This is a genomic window from Sphingosinicella sp. BN140058, assembly GCF_004135585.1.
GTDB lineage: Bacteria > Pseudomonadota > Alphaproteobacteria > Sphingomonadales > Sphingomonadaceae > Allosphingosinicella.
In genome coordinates this window covers 1,556,781-1,574,939 of record NZ_CP035501.1, presented here as the reverse complement: position 1 = coordinate 1,574,939, position 18,159 = coordinate 1,556,781, and the positions used below count along the sequence as shown (strand labels likewise).

The following is an 18,159-nucleotide window of genomic DNA, read 5'->3' as shown; positions in this document are numbered from 1 at the left end:
CACGTGTGCGCCGGATGATTGCGGCTGACAAGCCTGCGCAGCCGCCATGTGTGCCGAAGCCGGGCGCAGCCTTGCGCCTAACGCGTAACAGCGTGTCTCGGGGATGCATGGCCGGCGGGCGTTACTCCCCTATCGGGTAGTATCAATTCCAAAAAGCGCGGTTATTCAAGATCCTCGAAGGGGGCTCCGGACGGCCAAGGCCGTGGCAGGTGCGTGCGTCTCGTGCCTCCTCTCGCGAAATTGAAGAGGGGCATTTCATGAAGAATCTATCCTACAAGGCGTCGCTGCGCGCGACGGCCGCCGTCACTGTGACCGCGACCGCGATGTTCGCGGCCGCTCCGGCGAGCGCGGCCTGCACCACCGACGCGAGCGTGGTGACCTGCGAGGGCGCGGGAAATCCGTCAGGATCCATCAATTCCGGCCTCCAGTCGGTGACGACGCCGAACCTTTCGCTCATCATCGGGAATGCAGGCGCGGCGCCGGCGGTCGTTCGCGGAGGTTCTTTCAACATCGGCGTTTCCGCCACTGCGACCGAACGCAACGGCATCGTGAACTACACCAATGACGGCCAGGTCGGCACGCCGGATGCCCGCGTCGGCATCTTTTACCAGGGTGCCGGCGCGACAACCAGTTCGAACTCCTTCGGGATGTCGAACACGGGCACGGTGACCGGCACCGTGGAGATCTTCAACGTCGGTGGCAATCTGAACCTCACCAGCCCCGGTTCCATAGGCGGCAGCGTCGTGCTCCAGGCGCACGGCGTCGTTACGGCCGAGATTGGCGGCAATGTGGGAGCGCCGGCCAGCGGCAGCATGGCGGCGGCTCCGGCTGACGTGAGCGCCTGGGGCCGCAGCGGCGCTTCCCTCTCGATCGGCGCCCTCGCCGGGAATGTGTTCGCGAGCGGCGGAGACTCGTTGTCGACCGCTAGTGGACCGACCACTGTCATTGTGGACGGGGTCTCGTCCACGACCAGTTCGTCGAGCTTCACCTACAATGCCGGGGACGCGATGACGCGCGTCACGGCGGGCGGCATCGTTGGCAGCGTCTACGCAGATTCATCCCGCGGCAATGCGGCAGTTGTGATGGATGGCACTGCCGGTACTGCCGCTAACGCTGCCTTCATCCAAGCCACCGGCAGCTCTGACGAGGTTACGTCCGTGACACGCTCCACCTCGACCCTGGTCACGGGCGCGAGCACTTTCGAGCAGATCTCGAGCCGGACGACGGTTGGCGGCGCGACCGAACTCGAGATCGGTGGAACCGCCTTTGCGTTCGTTAATACGCAAGGTGTGACCAGCGCGCGTGTCGCGATCCGCGGCAGCGTGCAGCGGGGGATTGCGTCGGGCTCGGGGGGCGTGAGCGCAAGTGCCGTTAAATACGAGAGCTCGACACGCAATTTCTCTTCTACGACACCGACAGCCGATGGATCCGTTTCGGTTTCTGGATCGACGTCGAGCGAACACAGGACCGGCGGTGATGCTGAGATCGTGATCAAGGAGGGCGCTAGCGTCGCGACCTACGCGTCCGCGGGCGGACCTGCCGGTGGAGTCGTGATCGTGGACGGCACCTTGGGCAGCGAAGGCAACCTTGCCAATGCCAATGCGGATGCCTTCGGCGTGCGCCGCACTCAGAGCGACACCAGCCGCACCATCATTTCAGCAGTCGGAACGACCAACGAGCGCGAAATTTTTTACGAGGAGTCGTTCACGGGGGGCGAGGCAAAGATCTTGGTCGGCAAGACCGGTCGCGTTACCGGCTCGCTCATCGCGGCCAGTATTGGCGGAGCGAACATTACAGTCGCTGGCGCGGCTGGAACGTCGGCTTCTTCTTCCAGAATCGAAGCGACATCGACTGCCATCGATCGCACCACTCGCGATTTCTCGTCATTTTCGCTGCTGAACGGGGGCGGCGCAGCGTCGGTTACCGAGTATAGCTCCAGCGGTCTCGCCTCGGGTGGCGAGGCGGCAATTGCGATCGAGCAGGGCGCAAGCTTCACTAGTTCCGTCACCGCAACCGGCCACGCGGGCGCGAAGGTGATCGTGGATGGCACCGTCGGCGATGCCGGCGCCTACACCACCATCACTGCCGCCTCTTCCGGCTTCAATACTGCCTCGGCGGGCACCACCACCTCGTCACCGACCGAGTACCGCACTGCGAACAGCAGCAGCAGCGAAGCAGTTGGCGGATCCGCCTCGGTCGAGGTCACCGGAACCGTTTTCGGGAATGTGGATGCAACCGGCCACGCCGGCGCGAACGTGAAGATTGCCGGAAACGTTCTTGGCACAGAAACCTGGTGGGGCGGCCTTGATGGCGGCGCGGTGTCCGCCACTTCTCGGGCGGCAGACACCAGCAGCAGCTCTTCTTCGCTGACCGACGCAAGCGGCTCGAGGAGCGAAAGCGCCTCGACGTCCGTGTCCGTCGGCGGAGCGGCCGCGATCGAGATCGGCGAAGGCGCCCTGGTTCAAGGCGCAGCATACGCCCAGGGCGATGCGGGTGCGTCGGTGGTGGTCGACGGTGTCGTCGGAGCCGCGGGTACGGCTTCGGGCGTGCGCGCGGCTGCGGGTGGGGTCGACACCGAAAGCGCCTCTACCGCCCAGAGCACCGGCACTTATGGCAGCGAGAGGTCCGTTTCCGGGACGTCCAGCCGCGCTTCGACGACCGTCAACGGTGGTCCGGCTTCCATCATCTTGGGCGCTACCGGAAGCGTTGCCGGGAATGTCCAGGCCGAAGGCAGCGCCGGAGCCAGGATCGTCGTCAGCGGCACCGTTGGCCGCGATGGCCCCGCGGCTTTCGTAACTGCCACCTCCAGCGCCTCGAACAGCAAATCGAATAGTGCGTCGACGACAGTCTATTCTGGCCACACTCCGATCGGCAATTCGTCTGTCAACGAGAGCGTCGTGCAAGCGGCTGGCGGCCTGGCGGAGATCGAGGTCGCGAGCACCGGAATCGTGAGCGGCTTCGTGCGCGCGAGCGGCGATGGCGGGGCGACTGCGATCATCGCTGGCAAGGTGCTTCGCAGCTCTCCTGCGTGGGAGAGCGGCGTATGGGCATCTTCTCTCGCCCAAGATCGCACCACGCGAACGGACTCCGAGTACGGTTCGGCTGGATCCCGTTATGAGGATTTGTCCACTTCCGCTTCCGTTGGCGGTAACGCCGCAGTTGAGATCGCCGAGGGTGCGGTCGTTGAAGGCCGGGTCGGCGCCGAAGCCAATTCGGACGCGTCGGTGGTCGTCAACGGCGCGGTCGGACTGTCGGGATTCACCTCGGGCGTGATCGCCTCCGCTTACGGCGCGAGCAGCGAATACGGAAATACTCGTCGAACCTCCTACGGCAGCGTCGCTGGCGATACTGTCTACGAAGAGGTAACCCGTGATGCCACAACTGCGACGGGCGGGGCTGCGAGCGTCACCATCGCGTCCACCGGCACGGCCATCGGCGAAGTAAGGGCAAGCGGAGACGCCGCGGCCAAGGTCGTCATCGACGGCAGCGTCGATAATAGCGACTATTTTTCCCCGGTCAGCGTCCAATCGGAGGCGACGAACACCAGTCGAAACATACGCTCTCTGACCACGTATTCCGGCAATTCTCGTACCACCTACGAATATACAAATGAAAGCGTGACGACTTCAGTCGGCGGTCTCGCCGAAGTGGTGATCGGAAGCGCTGGCTCCCTGATGGGTCGCCTGGAAGTGTCCGGAGATGCTGGCGCGACTGCATCGATCGCGGGCATGGTCGGAAACGCCGAGGATCCGTACAACGTCACCATAGTCTCCACGACGACCGATCGTGCGACGAAGGAGGTATCCGGCGGCAATAACGTGACCGGAAGGTCGAGCAGCTCGTCGCTGTCGACCACCACCGCCTCCGGCGGTCTCGCCACGGTGTCAATCGCAGGCACCGCGCATGTCTTTGGTGATGTGTATGCCGCCGGCGATGCCGGGGCGACTCTCACGATGGAAGCAGGCAGTGTCCTCGGAGGGCAACTCACGGTTGCCTCCTACGGTCAGGCATATGAAGACAGCAGGGCAAGTACGGCCGAACAGACCGGCTCGGGTACGCTTACGCGCACCCAGGCGCGCGGATACGACAGCCGCGACACGGGTGGTGCCGTAACCCTTGCAATCGGCGGCACGGTCGGAGGCTCCATCGAAGCATCCAGCAACGCCGGAAACGTCGCAGTCGCTCTTACCGGCACGGCAGGGGGCGGCGTCGGCGTCTTCTCCAGCGGTGGCACCTATCAACAGAGCTACGTCGACAATTCCGGCGGCAGCAACGGCTACACCTTCGTCGGTTCGTCCTCTCAGCAATCCTTGCGGTCCACCGGCGGAACGGCCACCCTCGAGATCGACAGCAACGCAGCACTTCGCGCCGCTGGCACAGATGCTGTCGCGGCAGGAACGATCGAGGTGGTCGGCGTTGGCGGATCAGCGTTGACCATCGCTGCCGGAAGTCGCGTGCTGACGTCGAATGACGGCGAAATCTCAGTTGGCAACATATTCACCGACTACACCTACACGGCGAATGGAACCGCCGATGGTGGTCAGGTCAGGAAACTGGACGCGATGGTGGGCGGAGGTCCGGCGAGTCTCACCAATGCGGGTGCGATCGGTGCGGCGACTGACGAATTGGACGGCTACGTTGATAACCCCGTCGATGTCCAGATCTCCAGTATCGCCAACGCTTCGGCGGTGAACAGCGGACAGATTTACGGCGATGTCGGCGTCGTTGGCCTGTATTCCGCCCAAGACTGGACAGATACGGTTACATGGGATGCCGCTCATGGGTCGATCAGCAATCGAAGCGTGACGCGGGTCTATACGCCCGTTGGGGGGACGGCGACGCTTACCAACAGCGGCCTGATCGCTGGTGACGTCGAGCTCGCCGCGGCCACTGCAACGGCAACCAACAGCGGAGTGATCCGCGGAACCGTGATGCTCGGGGGTGCGGTCGACAATTTCACGTCGGCGCAGACCGTCCAGCCGGATGGCACCTCCACCGATCCTGTCGTCACCCCGGCCGCTGCCCCGTTCGTGCAGACTTACACGCTGAACCAGAACGGCCTGCTCGCCGGCGGCGTTTCGGTCGACGGTGCGTTCGACCCATCGGGTCTCAGCGACGCGCCAACCAGCGTGATCAACGCCACCGTAAACCTCAATGCGGGTTCGGTGACGCTGGGCAACATCGTCGGCGATCATGATGCGGAGACCGGTGTTCGCACCACCAATACAATGGTCAATCTCGTCGGTGCGGGCCGCCTCGGCCTCAGCAGCGACGAGGCGGCGGATCGTCTGGCGGCGTTCGGCCCTGCCGATCCGCTGCTCGGCAGCGATGTCGATGCGGCGATCGAGGGCCTCGGCGGCGAGGATGCCCTCGGCGCCCGCATCCTCGGCGTCAACACGGTGACCAAATCGGGCACCGGTGCCTTCGTGATCACCGGCGCTGCTTACGGCGTGGAAGAGAATGAGGACGAGGAGGTCGAAGCTTCGGCGCTGGTCACCGCGGCCGCGCCGACGATCAACTGGACGATGGACGTTGGTACCTTCCGCAACAGCGCCGGCGAGGTCCAGCTCGGCGTTGCCGGTGCGGATTCGGTGTTCGGCATCCGCGGCAACGTTCAGAACGACGCCACCCTGGTGCTCGGACGCCGCGTTGCCGTCTCAGCGGGCACCGAGGTGATCGAGGGTATCGACGTCTACCAGCTCGGTAACTTCACCCAATCGGGCACCGGCACTCTGGTGTTCGGGATGACTCCGACCCTGGTCCGCGTGATCGCTCCGAACGCCACCGGCGGCGCTCCCGGAGATCTGTTCGATCCTGCGGCGCTGGGCTTCACGACTCCGGCGAACAGTCAGGTTCCCGTCTCCACGCCGAGCACCTTGACGGTCGACGGCAACGTCAGCCTGGCGGGCACCGTTCAGGTTGCCACCACCCGCGGCGCTCTCTACCTCGATGGCACCACCACCGACCTGTTCAACGTCAGCGGCACGTTCACCAACAATGCGACGGTGACCACCACCAACGGTTCGGCGTTCCTGAAGTTCGCGCTGACGCCGCGGACCTCGGGTGGCCGCACGGTCGTTGCGGTCACGCTCGACCGGCTGGATTACGACACCGCCGCTGCGAACGGGAATGCGGCGGCTGCGGCCGACGCGCTCAACGCCTCGATGGCGGGTGTGGTGAGCACGCTGCGGGCGAATGCGGTGGGCACTCCGGCCTTTGCGCTGACCCAGGATCTCGGCGTGGTGATGGCGGCGCTCGACACGCAGCTTTCGGCGGCGCAGGCCACCGAGGCGCTGAATGAGTTGTCTTCCGGCAGCTTCTACGGCTCGCTGCTTGCGGTCTCGACGACGGCGTCCTTCGGAACGGCGATCGACCAGGCCATCGGCAAATCCGGCACGCGCGGCCTCCAGCTTTGGGTCCGGCCGAATGCGATCTTCTCGCGCTTCGACGCCAACAAGGACGCAGGCGCCTCGGGCCTCAAGGCGAACAGCCTCGGCGGTTCGATCGGGATCGGCTTTTCGACCGGAAGCGGCGGCGAGTTCGGCATTGGCGCTGGCTACGACCATGCCGATATCGATGCACGCGGAACGCCTGAAAAGGCCAATGGCGAGACCTACATGGTCGGTGCCTATGGCAGCCAGGCATTTGGCGGCCTGCGGATCGGCGCGCAGGCGGTGTTCGGGTGGACCAAGTGGGATGCCGACCGTGATCTGGCCTTGTTCGGCCGCACCGCGTCGAGCAGCTTCGACAGCAAGGAGATCCGCCTGACCGGCCGGGTCGATTACGATCTCGCGGTGGGCACCAACCTGATCGCGACTCCGTTCGCCAAGCTCGAGCTGCGCAACTACGATTTCGACGGCTTCGAGGAGGATGGGGCCGAGGGCATCGGTCTTGCCGTTGCCAACAGGTCGAAGAGCGTGCTCAGCCCCGAGCTCGGTCTGCGTCTTGCCGGCGATTGGGATCTCTCCAAGGCGACTGTCCGCCCCTATGCGCAGGTGTCCTACACCTTCCAGGGTAATGTCGGCGGCTATCGCGACGTCGCGTTCCAGGGCTCGCCGAGCAATCGCTTCCGCCTGGAAGGCGTCGATCCCGAAGGCTTCTTCAACATCGGCGCGGGTCTCAACGCCGCCCTCGGTGGCTCTTCGGCAGCCTTCATCCAGGGCAGCTACGCCACCGGCAAAAGCCAGAGCGAGGCGGCGATCAAGGCGGGTCTGACGATCGGCTTCTAAGCCGCGGCCCAATCCTGCACTCTTAAGGGGAGAGCTTCGGCTCTCCCCTTTTTTGTGCGAGCGGCAGCGTCGGAATTCTCGGCTCGCATTGCGGCCCATTCCCTCGCCCAGCATCGTTGGGGCTGAGAAGATTGGGAGGTGCACCCTCGCCTCAGCGATCGGCGCGATCCCGCCTACCTCTGCCGCCACCCGTTCCGGCTGAGCCAGTCGAAGCCGTCTTCGTCCTTGCTCCCGGAAGCGGAGGGAAGGGCTTCGACAGGCTCAGCCCGAACGGAGTTGGGCGAAGAAAATGCGCCCGCCTCCAGGACCAGGTGGGGCGCACCTGGGTTGTTCCTGTTCTTGTGAAATGATGCCGTTCGCGCCGAGGAGATCCGGGAGCCGGTGGTTGCGCGGGATCACGCCGACAGATGGGCGAGGGGCCCAATGCTTACCCCCACAGCCCACTCGGGCCGAGCCCGCCGAGCCCTTCCTTTCTCGCACGCAAGGAGGAGCAACTCAGTCTGCGCGGCTGTCTTGCAACGCCTTATTGCAGGTTTACGAACGCTCCGCCGTCCACCAGCAAGGACGCGCCGGTCACGTATTTCGCGAGATCCGAGGCCAGGAACACGATCGGCCCCTCGAGATCGTCCGGCTGCCCCAACCGCCTCAGCGGCACCCGGCTCTCCATATATTTGCGCTTCTCCGCGTCGGCGAGATCGTCCTTGTTGATGTCGGTCAGGATCGTGCCCGGCAGCACCGAATTGCAGCGTATGCCGTGCCGGCCGAGCGCGATCGCGGTGGATTGCATCAGCGAATGGAGGCCCGCCTTGGTCGGCGTGTAATGGGTCTGGTACTCGCCGCCGACCAGCGCCGAGATCGAGCTCACCGCGATGATCGCGCCGCCATGGCCCTGCGCCACCATCTGGTTGGCAGCCGCCTGCACCATGAAATAGGCGCCGTGCAGGTTGACCCGCATCGTCCGCTCGAACGTCTCCACCGGCATGTCGAGAAAGGCGTGAAATGGGCAGATGCCGGCATTGTTGACGAACACGTCGACCTTGCCGAATGCGGCGACCGCGCGCGCGACGAAGTCCTTGGCGGTCTCCGGATCGGCGACGTCGCCCTGCACGGAAAGGCCGCGCTGCCCCAGCGCCTCGATCTCCTTCACCGCCGATTCGGCGCCCGCGGTGTCGCGCGAGAAGTTGATCGCGACATCGGCGCCGTGGCGGGCGGCGCCGATCGCGGCGGCGCGGCCGATCCCGGCCGAGGCGCCGGTGACGAGAACGGTCTTGCCTTCGAGCAGCTTGGTCAACGCATCGTCTCCTGAACTATGATCTGCGCCGCGGGCGCTTCGCATCGGGGTTCCAGCCGAGCTCGCGGCTGATCGAATCGGCCGTGGAGACGACGTCGCCGGTCAGCTGCTCCATGCGGCCGTCGTCCATATATTGGGCGGCGCTCGACACGCTGATGGCGCCCAAAATGCGGCCGCTGGCGTCGCGGATCGGTGCGGCGACGCAGCGTATCTGGTCCTCATTTTCTTCGAGATCGTAGGCGCGGCCGGCGTCGACATAGCCGGCCATCCGCTTCAGCCAGATGTCGTAGTCGGCGGTGACGTTGGAGCTCTTCTGGTCCTGCTCGAACAGGTCGCGCCAGCGCGCCGGCGGCTCGTCGAGCAGCAAGGCCTTGCCGAGGCCGGTGGAGGTGAGCGGGTGGCGATCGCCGACCCGGCTCGAGATGACGATCCGCCGGCGGCCGGGAATCTTGTCGAGATAGAGCGCACGGTCGCCGTCGAGGATGCCGAGATGAACGGTATCCTCCGAATCCTGCGCTAGCGCCTCCAGCTTGGGACGTGCGATCTGAACGAGGTCCGCCTGCTGCTGCGCCTGGAAACCGAGCTCGAGCAGTTTCGGGCCGAGCTGATAGCCGCGGCCGGGCGCCAGCGTCAGATATCGCCGCTCGATCAAGGCATTGGCGAGACGATGTGTTGTGCTGCGGGTGAGGCCGAGGCGGCTCGCCAGCTCGCCGAGCGAGGCCGGGCCTTCTGCGACGCCTTCAAGCACGTCGAGGCCGCGCAGCAGCGTCTGGCTGCCGGAGGGTGCGCGCGGCGCGTCAGCGGAATTTTCCTGGCCGGCATCGCTGCCGTCGATTGACGTGGTCTGTCTCATCACGTAACACTCTATCCCATATTGTGGAAAAACCAAGCCGAAAATGCGAGTCCGGAAAGCCTGTCCCGAACGAAGGAGCCTGACGCCGAACGGGGGCTGACGTCGCCTCCCATGCGGTCTTATCATCCATTCGCCTGACACGCTTCCCAATATGTGGGATTTTCATATGAGTTTGAGGGAGAGACCGCCAGCATGAACTTGCCGAAAATCGCGCATGTGCGGGCATATGTCGTTCGCGGCGGCGGCGCCGATTATCACGATCAGGGCGAAGGCCACTGGATCGACGACCATATCGCAACGCCGATGAGCCGCTATCCCGACTATCGCCAGAGCCGTCAGAGCTTTGGGATCAACGTGCTCGGCACTTTGGTCGTGGAGATCGAGGCGACCGACGGCACGATCGGCTTCGCGGTGACGACGGGCGGCGAACCGGCCTGCTACATTGTCGAGAAGCATCTCGCCCGCTTCCTCGAAGGTGCGAGCCCGACCGACTACGAGAAGATCTGGGACCAGATGTACTTCTCGACTCAATATTATGGCCGCAAGGGCCTGGTCGTGAACGCGCTTTCCGGCGTAGACCTTGCGCTGTGGGATCTGCTCGGGAAGCTGCGCGGCGAACCGGTCTACCACATGCTCGGCGGCGCGGTGCGCGACGAGCTGCAATTCTACGCCACCGGCGCCCGGCCCGATCTCGCCAAGCAGATGGGCTTCATCGGCGGCAAGATGCCGCTCCACCATGGCCCGGCCGAAGGCGAGGAGGGGCTGCACAGGAACATCGCCGAGCTGGCCGAGATGCGCAGCCGGGTCGGCCCCGATTTCTGGCTGATGCTTGATTGCTGGATGGCGCTCGATCTCAATTACGCGACCAGGCTCGCCCATCGCGCCCGCGAACATGGCCTGAAATGGATCGAGGAGGCTTTGAGCCCCGACGATTATTGGGGCTATGCCGAATTGAAGCGCAACGCGCCGCCGGGCATGCTCGTCACCACCGGCGAACATGAGGCGACTCGCTGGGGCTTCCGCATGCTGCTCGAGATGGATTGCTGCGACATCATCCAGCCCGATGTCGGCTGGTGCGGCGGCATCACCGAGATGATCAAGATTTCGGCGCTCGCCGATGCGCGCGGCAAGCTCGTCGTGCCGCACGGATCGTCGGTCTATTCCTACCATTTCGTGATCACCCGCCATAACAGCCCGTTCGCCGAGTTCCTGATGATGGCCCCCAAGGCGGACGCGGTGGTGCCGATGTTCCACCCGCAATTGCTCGGCGAGCCGATCCCGGAAAAGGGGCGGATGCGCGCCTCCGCGCTCGACAAACCGGGCTTCGGAGTCGAGCTCAACCGCGATATCGCCCTTCACCGACCCTACACCCACTGAGGACATTCCATGAAGCTGCTGCGCTACGGCCCGAAAGGGCAGGAGAAACCCGGCCTGCTCGATGCCGACGGCAACATCCGCGATCTTTCCGAGCACATTGCCGACATCACCCCGCGCGAGGTGACTGTCGATGCGATCGCGCGGCTGAAGTCGATCGATCCCGCCTCGCTGCCGCTGGTTGAGGGCGAACAGCGCTACGGCGTGCCGGTCAACGGCATCGGCAAGTTCATCGCCATCGGCCTCAATTATGCCGACCATGCCCGTGAGGCCGGCCTCGAGCCGCCGCCCGAGCCGATCTTCTTCACCAAGGCGATTTCGTGCCTCACCGGCCCCAATGACGAGGTGATGATTCCGCGCGGCTCGGAGAAGACCGACTGGGAGGTCGAGCTCGGCATCATCATCGGCAAGACCTGCCGCTACGTCGAGCAGGCCGACGCGCTCGATCACGTTGCCGGCTACGTGCTCGTCAACGACGTGTCCGAGCGCGCATTCCAGAAGGAACTCGGCTCGCAATGGGACAAGGGCAAGGGCTGCGACACGTTCGGCCCGACCGGCCCGTGGCTGGTTACGCCCGACGAGGTCGGCGACGTGCAGCAGCTCGACATGTTCCTCGACGTCAACGGCAAGCGCATGCAGACCGGCAACACGTCGACGATGATCTTCCCGGTCGCGGAATGCATTTCCTATGTCAGCCGCTTCATTACCCTGCACCCGGGGGACCTGCTGATCACCGGCACGCCGCCGGGCGTCGGCGAGGGCCAGAAGCCGGAGAAGATCTTCCTCAAGGCCGGCGACGAGATGCGCCTCGGCGTGTCGAAGCTCGGCGAGCAGCGGCAGCAGGTCGTCGCCTGGCGCAAGCTCGACGACGCGGCGGCCTGAGCGATGGCCGCCTATGAAGGCCGCTTCGCGGGCCGCAGCGCGATCGTCACCGGCGGCGCCTCCGGCCTCGGCCTCGAGACCGCGCGCCGGATCGTCGCCGAGGGCGGGCGGGTCGCGCTCTGGGATCTGAACGGCGACGCGCTCGCCGCCGCCAAAGCGGAGACCGGCGCGCACCATGTCGTCGCGCTCGATGTCTCCGACGCCGCCGCGGTCGCCGCGGCGGCGAAGGAGAGCAACGACGTCCTCGGCCGCATCGACATTCTCGTCGCCAGCGCGGGGATCACCGGCGCCACCGTGCCGGTGCACGAATTCCCGATCGACAGCTTCCAGCGCGTCGTCGAGATCAACCTGTACGGCATCTTCTACTGCTGCCGCGAGATCGTGCCCTACATGCTCGCCAACGAATACGGCCGCATCGTCAACATCGCCTCGGTCGCCGGCAAGGAAGGCAATCCGAACGCCTCGGCCTATTCGGCGTCGAAGGCGGGCGTGATCGGCTTCACCAAATCGCTCGGCAAGGAACTCGCCACGAAAGGCGTGATCGCCAATGCGCTCACCCCGGCGACCTTCGAAAGCCCGATCCTCGACCAACTGCCGCAGAGCCAGGTCGATTACATGCGCTCGAAGATCCCGATGGGCCGCCTCGGCGAAGTCCACGAAAGCGCCGCCATGGTCTGCTTCATGGCAAGCGAGGAGTGCAGCTTCACGACGGCGTCCGTGTTCGACACGTCGGGCGGGCGGACGACGTATTGAGGCTTCCATCCTCCCCGTGAGCGAAGCTCATGGGGAGGGGGACCATGCGAAGCATGGTGGAGGGGCCAACGGCGCCGGAATGCCCCTCCACCGCCTGCGGCGGTCCCCCTCCCCATCGCTTCGCGACAGGGAGGATGAGAGAAGAAGCATGTGAGCTAGGAGAGGAGGAAAGATGCGCGACATTCCGTTCGTCGATGCCCATGTCCATCTCTGGGATCTGGAGCGCATTTCCTATCCCTGGCTGACCCCGCCTTTCGCAGACGACGGTCCCAACGGCAGCGTCGCGCCGATCGCGAAGACCTATCTGCTCGACGATTATCTCGCCGATGCGGAGGGCTGGACGATCGCAGGCATGGTCCATGTCGATGCCGGCGCTGCAGCCAGCGGCGCTCTCGACGAGACCGAATGGCTGCAGAACATGGCCGACGAACGCGGGCTGCCGAGCGGCATCGTCGCCTTCGCCTCGCTCGACGATCCCGATGTCGAACGCCTGCTCGCCGCTCATGCCGAGCATCGCAACGTTCGCGGCATCCGCCACATCGTCAACTGGCATGCCGATCCCCGCCGAACCTATTGCGCCCGCGACGTCACCGCCGATCCGATCTGGCAGCGCGGCTTCGATCGGCTCGGCAAATACGGCCTGTCCTTCGATCTCCAATGCTATCCGGGACAGTTCGCCAATGTCGCCCAGGCGATCGTGCGCAATCCGGAGGTGCCGGTGATCCTCAACCATTGCGGCATGCCGGTGGACGGGCTCGATCAGTGGCGCGCGGAGATCGAGCGGCTCACCGCTCTGCCAAACGTCGCGGTGAAGATGTCGGGCTTCGGCTTCATCGAGCGCGCCTGGAAGCCGGAAGCCATGCTTCCGTTCGCGCGCGAGCTGATCGACCGGTTCGGTCCCGACCGGGTGCTGTTCGCCAGCGATTTCCCGACCGACAAATTGTTCTGCGATTTCGCGCAGATCCTGGAGACTTTCACCGAAATCGCGTCCGGCTTCGGCGACGACGAGCGGCGTGCGATGTTCGGGCGCAACGCCGATCGGATTTACCGCCTCGGTCTCGGCGTGTGACGAGCAGACAAGACGAAACACAAAGGGAGGGGCGATGAGCACGACCACGCGCGAGGATTGGCGCAACACGATTCTGGCGGGCCTTGCCAATTATATCGATGCCGGCTCGATCGTCGCCGGATCGGTCGCTTTGGCCTTCTGGAAGAACATCTACGGCCTGTCCGACACCTTCATCGGCCTGATCGGCGCGTTCAGCGCCAACGCCATCTCGGCCGGAGTCGGCGCGCTGATCGGCGGTATCCTGTGCGACCGCTTCGGCCGCAAGAAGATCTATCAATATGACATGCTGTTCTACGCGTTCGGCATGCTGTTCCTGGTCTTCGCCAACGCGCCGTGGATGATCGTGCTCGGCTTCGTGCTGGTCGGCCTCGCCGTCGGCGCCGACATTCCCGCCTCCTGGTCGCTGATCGCCGAGCAGGCGCCGGACGACAAGAGGGGCGCCCATTCGGGCGTGGCGCAGATGCTCTGGTATCTTGGGCCGGTCGCAGTGCTGACCGCCGCCTATTTCCTGGAGCCGTTCGGGATCGACGGAGTCCGCTTCCTGTTCGGGCATCTGTTCGTGCTCGCGATCGCGCTCACCTTCCTGCGCTCGAAGATGAAGGAATCGCGGCGCTGGGAGGAGGCCAAGGCGGCAGGCCTCGAGGCGCCGGCCGCGCGCCGCGCCGAGTGGCGGGCTCTGTTCCGGGCGCCCTATCTCGGCTCGATGCTGTTCCTCGCCGCCATGTACGGCTTCTGGAATCTGTGGGCGGGCTATAACGGCTTCTTCACGCCGTATCTCATCGAGCAGAACAATCTGCCGACCTGGACCGCGACGATGCTGCCGGCGAGCTACTTCCTGATCGGCATGATCTCGATCCTCGGCATCTTCATGACGCTGTCGGACAGGGTCAATCAGCGGCTGATGTTCGGCATCTCGGCTCTGCTCCACGTCGTCGGCATGGCGCTGCTGGCGATCTTCGGCTTCAAGCTCGAGGTGGTGATCGCCCATGTCGTGATCATGGGCATCGCCGGCGGCTTCGGCGCCCAGAGCTTCTTCCAATTGTGGTCGGCCGAGCTGTTCCCGACCGCGATCCGCTCCACCGCGCAGGGCCTCACCTTTGCCATCGTCCGCATCGGCCTCGGCATCTGGAGCCTGGCGGTGCCGACCCTCGCCGCCTACGATTTCACCACTCTCGCCTGGATCCTGACCGGCTTCCTGGTCGTCTCCGGCGCGATCGGCCTGATCTGGGCCCCGCGCAACGAAGGCAAATCGCTGGAGGAGATCCAGGCCGCGCGGGGCTGATCAGGACTAAATTAGATTCCTCCCCGCTGGCGGGGAGGGGGACCGCCCGAAGGGTGGTGGAGGGGGTTCGGAGACCCACTCGGCGCTGGCCGCTTACGCCTTCGCGGGCCTCAGAACCCCCTCCACCACCGCTTGTCGGCGGCGGTCCCCCTCCCCGCTGGCGGGGAGGATCTTTCGGCTCGACGCCCGCCGCCCTCACTTCGCCCCGGGCGAGTCCACCAGCGCCAGCGGCACGCCGCCGCGGACGGTGCCGAGATTGACCAATTGCACCTGCTCCAGGCCGTTGCCGGAGCCTCCGTCGCTGGTCACCGCCACCGCCAGCACGTTCTTGCCGTTGGGGTTAAGGATGCCGTTCGGGATCACGAAGGTGCGCTGGGGGCCGATATGGGCGATGAACTGGCCCATGTTCCAGCCGTTGACGAACAGCAGCGCGCGGTAGTTCACGGCCGATCGCGGCACTTCCGGATTGCCGATCGACAGCCCAAGCGAGGCGTCGTGACCCTTCGGCACGGCGAGGTCGAAGCTGGTGCGGTACCAAGTCGTGCCGGGCAGCACCTGCGTCGCCGGCAGCCGTGCCTTGTCCCATTTGGAATCGTCGAAGCCCGGCAGGTGCCAGCCGCTGCGCTCGCCGAACAGGCCGCCATTGTTCATCGGCCCGCGCACCTTGTCGGCGATCGCCTCGCCGCCCTTGCTGCCCTGGATCTTCCAGGCGATCGGCACCGCGAAGCTCGGCCCCGATTGCGCCGACAGCGATGCCGAGATCAGCCCGCGCGGCTCCTTGTGGGCATCGTCCGCTTCCAGATCCCAATTGTGGCCGTTGTTGCGCACCATCACCGACAGCACATGCGATCCAGCAACCAGCGCGTCGGGCGGAAGATCGAATTCGGCGACGCCGTGGGTCAGCGGCCGCGCCATGCCGGAGGGGAGTTCGTGCTGGCCGACGAAGCGTCCATCGAGCCAGAGCTGGAGCATCCCGCTGCCGCCGCCGCCATAATGGAGCGTGATCCTGCGCGCCGCCGGGCTGCCGTCGAAGCGGCCGCGATACCAGACATCGCCGCTGTGAAAGCCGTAAGCCGACATGTCCATCGCGGGCTGGCCGGTCGGCGGCTTGATCGTCGCGGCGGTGCCGCGGCCGTCGATCGCCTGCCAGGCGGTATCGTCGAAGTCGCGCTTTCGCTCCGGCGTTTCCTGGCCGATGCGCCATTCGAGCAAGGCCGGCAATTCGATCTTCTGCGGCTCGGGCGAAGGCTTTTTCGACACCCAGCTTCCGGATGCCTGATGGTCGCCCGACACTTCCCGTCCGTTCCAGCGCACGCTGCGGATGCGCGGGCCCCAAAGCTCGAGCGGGGTCTCCGCCGCGGTGTCGCCGGTCAGCGACAGCTGGCCGCCGGACAGAGTGGCGCTGCGGACCAGCGCCGGGCCGCGCGCAAGGATGGCGCCGCCGGCCGTCTCCTGCCGCCAGAACGATGCGGCGACGTCCTCCTCGCCGATCAGCAAGGTGAGCGGCGGCCGGCCGCCGCCGGTGATCCGTACGCGGATCAGGTCTTCGTGGCGGTAGTTGAGGCGAAGATCGCCGGTGGCCGGATCGAAGACGTGCTCCGCCGTGCCGTCCAGCAGTTCGACGGCAGGCTGGCTGGCGAAGCGCAGCATTGTCTCGCCGTCCTCGCCTTTGCGGCCGTAGAGCAGGGCGAGGTCGCCGCCGGCATCCTTGATCCCGGTCTGCAGCTCGGAGGTCGAATAGACCAGGCGATGATTGCCGAGATCGTGCGCCGCGACCAGCAACTTGGCGTCGAAGCCGCTCAGCCGGAGCGTGCCCGCCTGGGGGATGTGGTAGCGTCCGTCCGCGGTCTCGAGATCGAAGCTGAAGGCATCGTCGCTGCGGGCGTTGGACGGCTGATGCGCGGCGAACAGCAGGTGGGCGCCGGTCTCGGCATTCACATTGTGGTAGAGGCGGATCTTGTCGGAGCTGGTCTTGATCTCCGGCCCCTTGTCCATGCGGGCGAGGCTCGGAAAGCTCTCGATGAACTGGCCGAGCTGCTTGAGCTCCAGCGCCTTTGGGCGGAGGTTGCGCGCCTCGTCGATCGCGGCGCCGTAATCGTAGCTGGTGTAGACGACCGGCGCCGGCTGCCAGCCCCAGGACGTGCCGCCGAAGCCCATGTAGAAGCTCTGCGCGGTGATGCCGTTGGCGAGGTTGGTGCCGTAGAAGACGCGCTGATAGCCCTTGCCGCGCTGGATCGCGGTGCAGGGATAGGTGCCGTTGCTGCCCCAATAATCGAACCAGCCGCCGCCAAACTCGGCAGCGAAGCCCGGCGTGTTCGGCGAGGCGCTGGCGCCGCCCTTGGCGCCGCCGGGGCCGTACAGCCCCCAATCCGGTGCCGGGCTGCCTTTGGTCGGCTTGGCGGCGACGTCGCAGCTGCCGCCGGGATAACCGTCGAAGGCATAGAGATCGGTCGGACCCTTGATCGTGCCCGGAACCGGGCTCGACGCCGGTACCCAACGGCCGTTGCGGCCGATGTCGTTGTGGAAGATCGGCACAATGATCCCGTCGGCGCGGGCGCGATCGTAGAGATGCTGCATGTAATTTTGCTGCTCGGCATTGGTGAGCAGCAATTCATTCTCGATCTGGTGGAGGATCACCGTTCCCTTGCCGTCGCCATATTGGTGCTTGGCGATGATCTTGTTGATCCGGGTCAGCCATTCGTCCGCCGCCGCCATATATTCGGGGGCATCGGTGCGCGCCCTGGCATTCTGCCGCACCAGCCAGCCTGGAAAGCCGCCGCGGCTCAACTCCGCATTTACGTAGGGGCCGGCGCGGGTGATGACGTACAGGCCTTCCTCGGCAGCCATGTCCAGCAGCTTGTCGACGTCGCGAACGCCGCTGAAATCATACACGCCGGGTGCGGGCGAATGGTAGCCCCAGGCGAAGTACAGGGCGACTGTGTTGAAACCGCTCGCCTTCATCTTCTGCAGAATGTCGCGCCACAGGCTCGGGCTCGGCAGGCGGTAATAATGGAATTCGGACGACCAGATCACCGTCGGCTTGCCGTCGAGAATGATCGAGTGGCGATCGAAGGCGACCTTGCCGAAATCGCGGCGCGTGCCGGAGGCGGCGGGTTGCCCAGCAAGGGGCGCGGGCGTCTGCGCGAATGCCGGCGACGCCAGAAGCAGGGCCGCTCCGCAGACCGTAGCCATCAGCCAGTTTCGCACCATTCGTTTTTCTCCGGCAATCTCAAGCAACATCAGACGCAGCTTCCGCAGGTGGGGTATCCCCATCCGGGAACCGCACCGAGGCGCATGGCACGGGCAAGGGGAGCACGCCAAGATGTTTGGCGACCCGAAAGATCCTCCCCGCACGCGGGGAGGGGGACCGCCTCCAAGGCGGTGGAGGGGGTTCCGAGACCCACGTAGCGCCAGACAAACCAGGCT

9 protein-coding genes are annotated in these 18,159 nt (G+C 65.4%); 6 read left to right on the top strand and 3 right to left on the bottom strand.

The genetic code is table 11. The features are described from left to right. Nucleotides 1-257 precede the first annotated feature (257 nt). Nucleotides 258-7,229 (top strand): autotransporter outer membrane beta-barrel domain-containing protein, encoded by a 6,972-nt coding sequence (locus ETR14_RS07030; protein ID WP_129383996.1) that lies wholly within the window; start codon nucleotides 258-260, stop codon nucleotides 7,227-7,229. Between the two features lie 523 nt (nucleotides 7,230-7,752). Here ETR14_RS07030 and ETR14_RS07025 read toward each other — a convergent pair. Next, complete coding sequence (locus ETR14_RS07025) at nucleotides 7,753-8,565, bottom strand: SDR family NAD(P)-dependent oxidoreductase (protein WP_129383995.1); 813 nt, start codon at nucleotides 8,563-8,565, stop codon at nucleotides 7,753-7,755. Continuing rightward, nucleotides 8,537-9,373, bottom strand: coding sequence for an IclR family transcriptional regulator (locus ETR14_RS07020; protein WP_129383994.1), 837 nt, complete (start codon nucleotides 9,371-9,373; stop codon nucleotides 8,537-8,539). The genes ETR14_RS07025 and ETR14_RS07020 overlap by 29 nt, the downstream gene beginning before the upstream one ends. A gap of 192 nt (nucleotides 9,374-9,565) precedes the next feature. On the opposite strand from ETR14_RS07020, the gene rhmD reads away from it, so the two are divergent. From rhmD to ETR14_RS06995, 5 genes are all read left to right on the top strand, one after another. Then, nucleotides 9,566-10,750, top strand: a complete 1,185-nt coding sequence (rhmD, locus tag ETR14_RS07015; RefSeq protein WP_129383993.1) for an L-rhamnonate dehydratase — start codon at nucleotides 9,566-9,568, stop codon at nucleotides 10,748-10,750. A gap of 9 nt (nucleotides 10,751-10,759) precedes the next feature. Further along, nucleotides 10,760-11,629: a fumarylacetoacetate hydrolase family protein gene (locus ETR14_RS07010; protein WP_129383992.1), complete on the top strand. Its 870-nt coding sequence runs from the start codon at nucleotides 10,760-10,762 to the stop codon at nucleotides 11,627-11,629. 3 nt (nucleotides 11,630-11,632) lie between these two features. After that, nucleotides 11,633-12,382: an SDR family NAD(P)-dependent oxidoreductase gene (locus tag ETR14_RS07005; protein ID WP_129383991.1), complete on the top strand. Its 750-nt coding sequence runs from the start codon at nucleotides 11,633-11,635 to the stop codon at nucleotides 12,380-12,382. Between the two features lie 172 nt (nucleotides 12,383-12,554). Then, nucleotides 12,555-13,451 carry an amidohydrolase gene (locus ETR14_RS07000; RefSeq protein WP_129383990.1) on the top strand — a complete coding sequence of 299 codons (897 nt, stop codon included), beginning with the start codon at nucleotides 12,555-12,557 and terminating at the stop codon, nucleotides 13,449-13,451. A 34-nt stretch (nucleotides 13,452-13,485) separates the two neighbouring features. Next, nucleotides 13,486-14,733: an MFS transporter gene (locus tag ETR14_RS06995; RefSeq protein ID WP_129383989.1), complete on the top strand. Its 1,248-nt coding sequence runs from the start codon at nucleotides 13,486-13,488 to the stop codon at nucleotides 14,731-14,733. Nucleotides 14,734-14,928: 195 nt separating this feature from the next. On the opposite strand, the gene ETR14_RS06990 is transcribed toward ETR14_RS06995, so the two are convergent. Further along, entirely contained in the window at nucleotides 14,929-17,925 is a 2,997-nt protein-coding gene (locus tag ETR14_RS06990; RefSeq protein WP_243455804.1) for a beta-galactosidase, read from the bottom strand. Nucleotides 17,926-18,159 lie beyond the last annotated feature (234 nt).

What these genes read in the sequence shown, in the direction of transcription:
- ETR14_RS07010 (WP_129383992.1), top strand. Translation starts at nt 10,760, where the DNA reads ATGAAGCTGCTGCGCTACGGCCCGAAAGGGCAGGAGAAACCCGGCCTG.
- ETR14_RS07030 (WP_129383996.1), top strand. Translation starts at nt 258, where the DNA reads ATGAAGAATCTATCCTACAAGGCGTCGCTGCGCGCGACGGCCGCCGTC.
- ETR14_RS07005 (WP_129383991.1), top strand. Translation starts at nt 11,633, where the DNA reads ATGGCCGCCTATGAAGGCCGCTTCGCGGGCCGCAGCGCGATCGTCACC.
- ETR14_RS07025 (WP_129383995.1), bottom strand. Translation starts at nt 8,565, where the DNA reads ATGCGAAGCGCCCGCGGCGCAGATCATAGTTCAGGAGACGATGCGTTG.
- rhmD (WP_129383993.1), top strand. Translation starts at nt 9,566, where the DNA reads ATGAACTTGCCGAAAATCGCGCATGTGCGGGCATATGTCGTTCGCGGC.
- ETR14_RS06995 (WP_129383989.1), top strand. Translation starts at nt 13,486, where the DNA reads ATGAGCACGACCACGCGCGAGGATTGGCGCAACACGATTCTGGCGGGC.
- ETR14_RS06990 (WP_243455804.1), bottom strand. Translation starts at nt 17,925, where the DNA reads ATGGCTACGGTCTGCGGAGCGGCCCTGCTTCTGGCGTCGCCGGCATTC.
- ETR14_RS07020 (WP_129383994.1), bottom strand. Translation starts at nt 9,373, where the DNA reads ATGAGACAGACCACGTCAATCGACGGCAGCGATGCCGGCCAGGAAAAT.
- ETR14_RS07000 (WP_129383990.1), top strand. Translation starts at nt 12,555, where the DNA reads ATGCGCGACATTCCGTTCGTCGATGCCCATGTCCATCTCTGGGATCTG.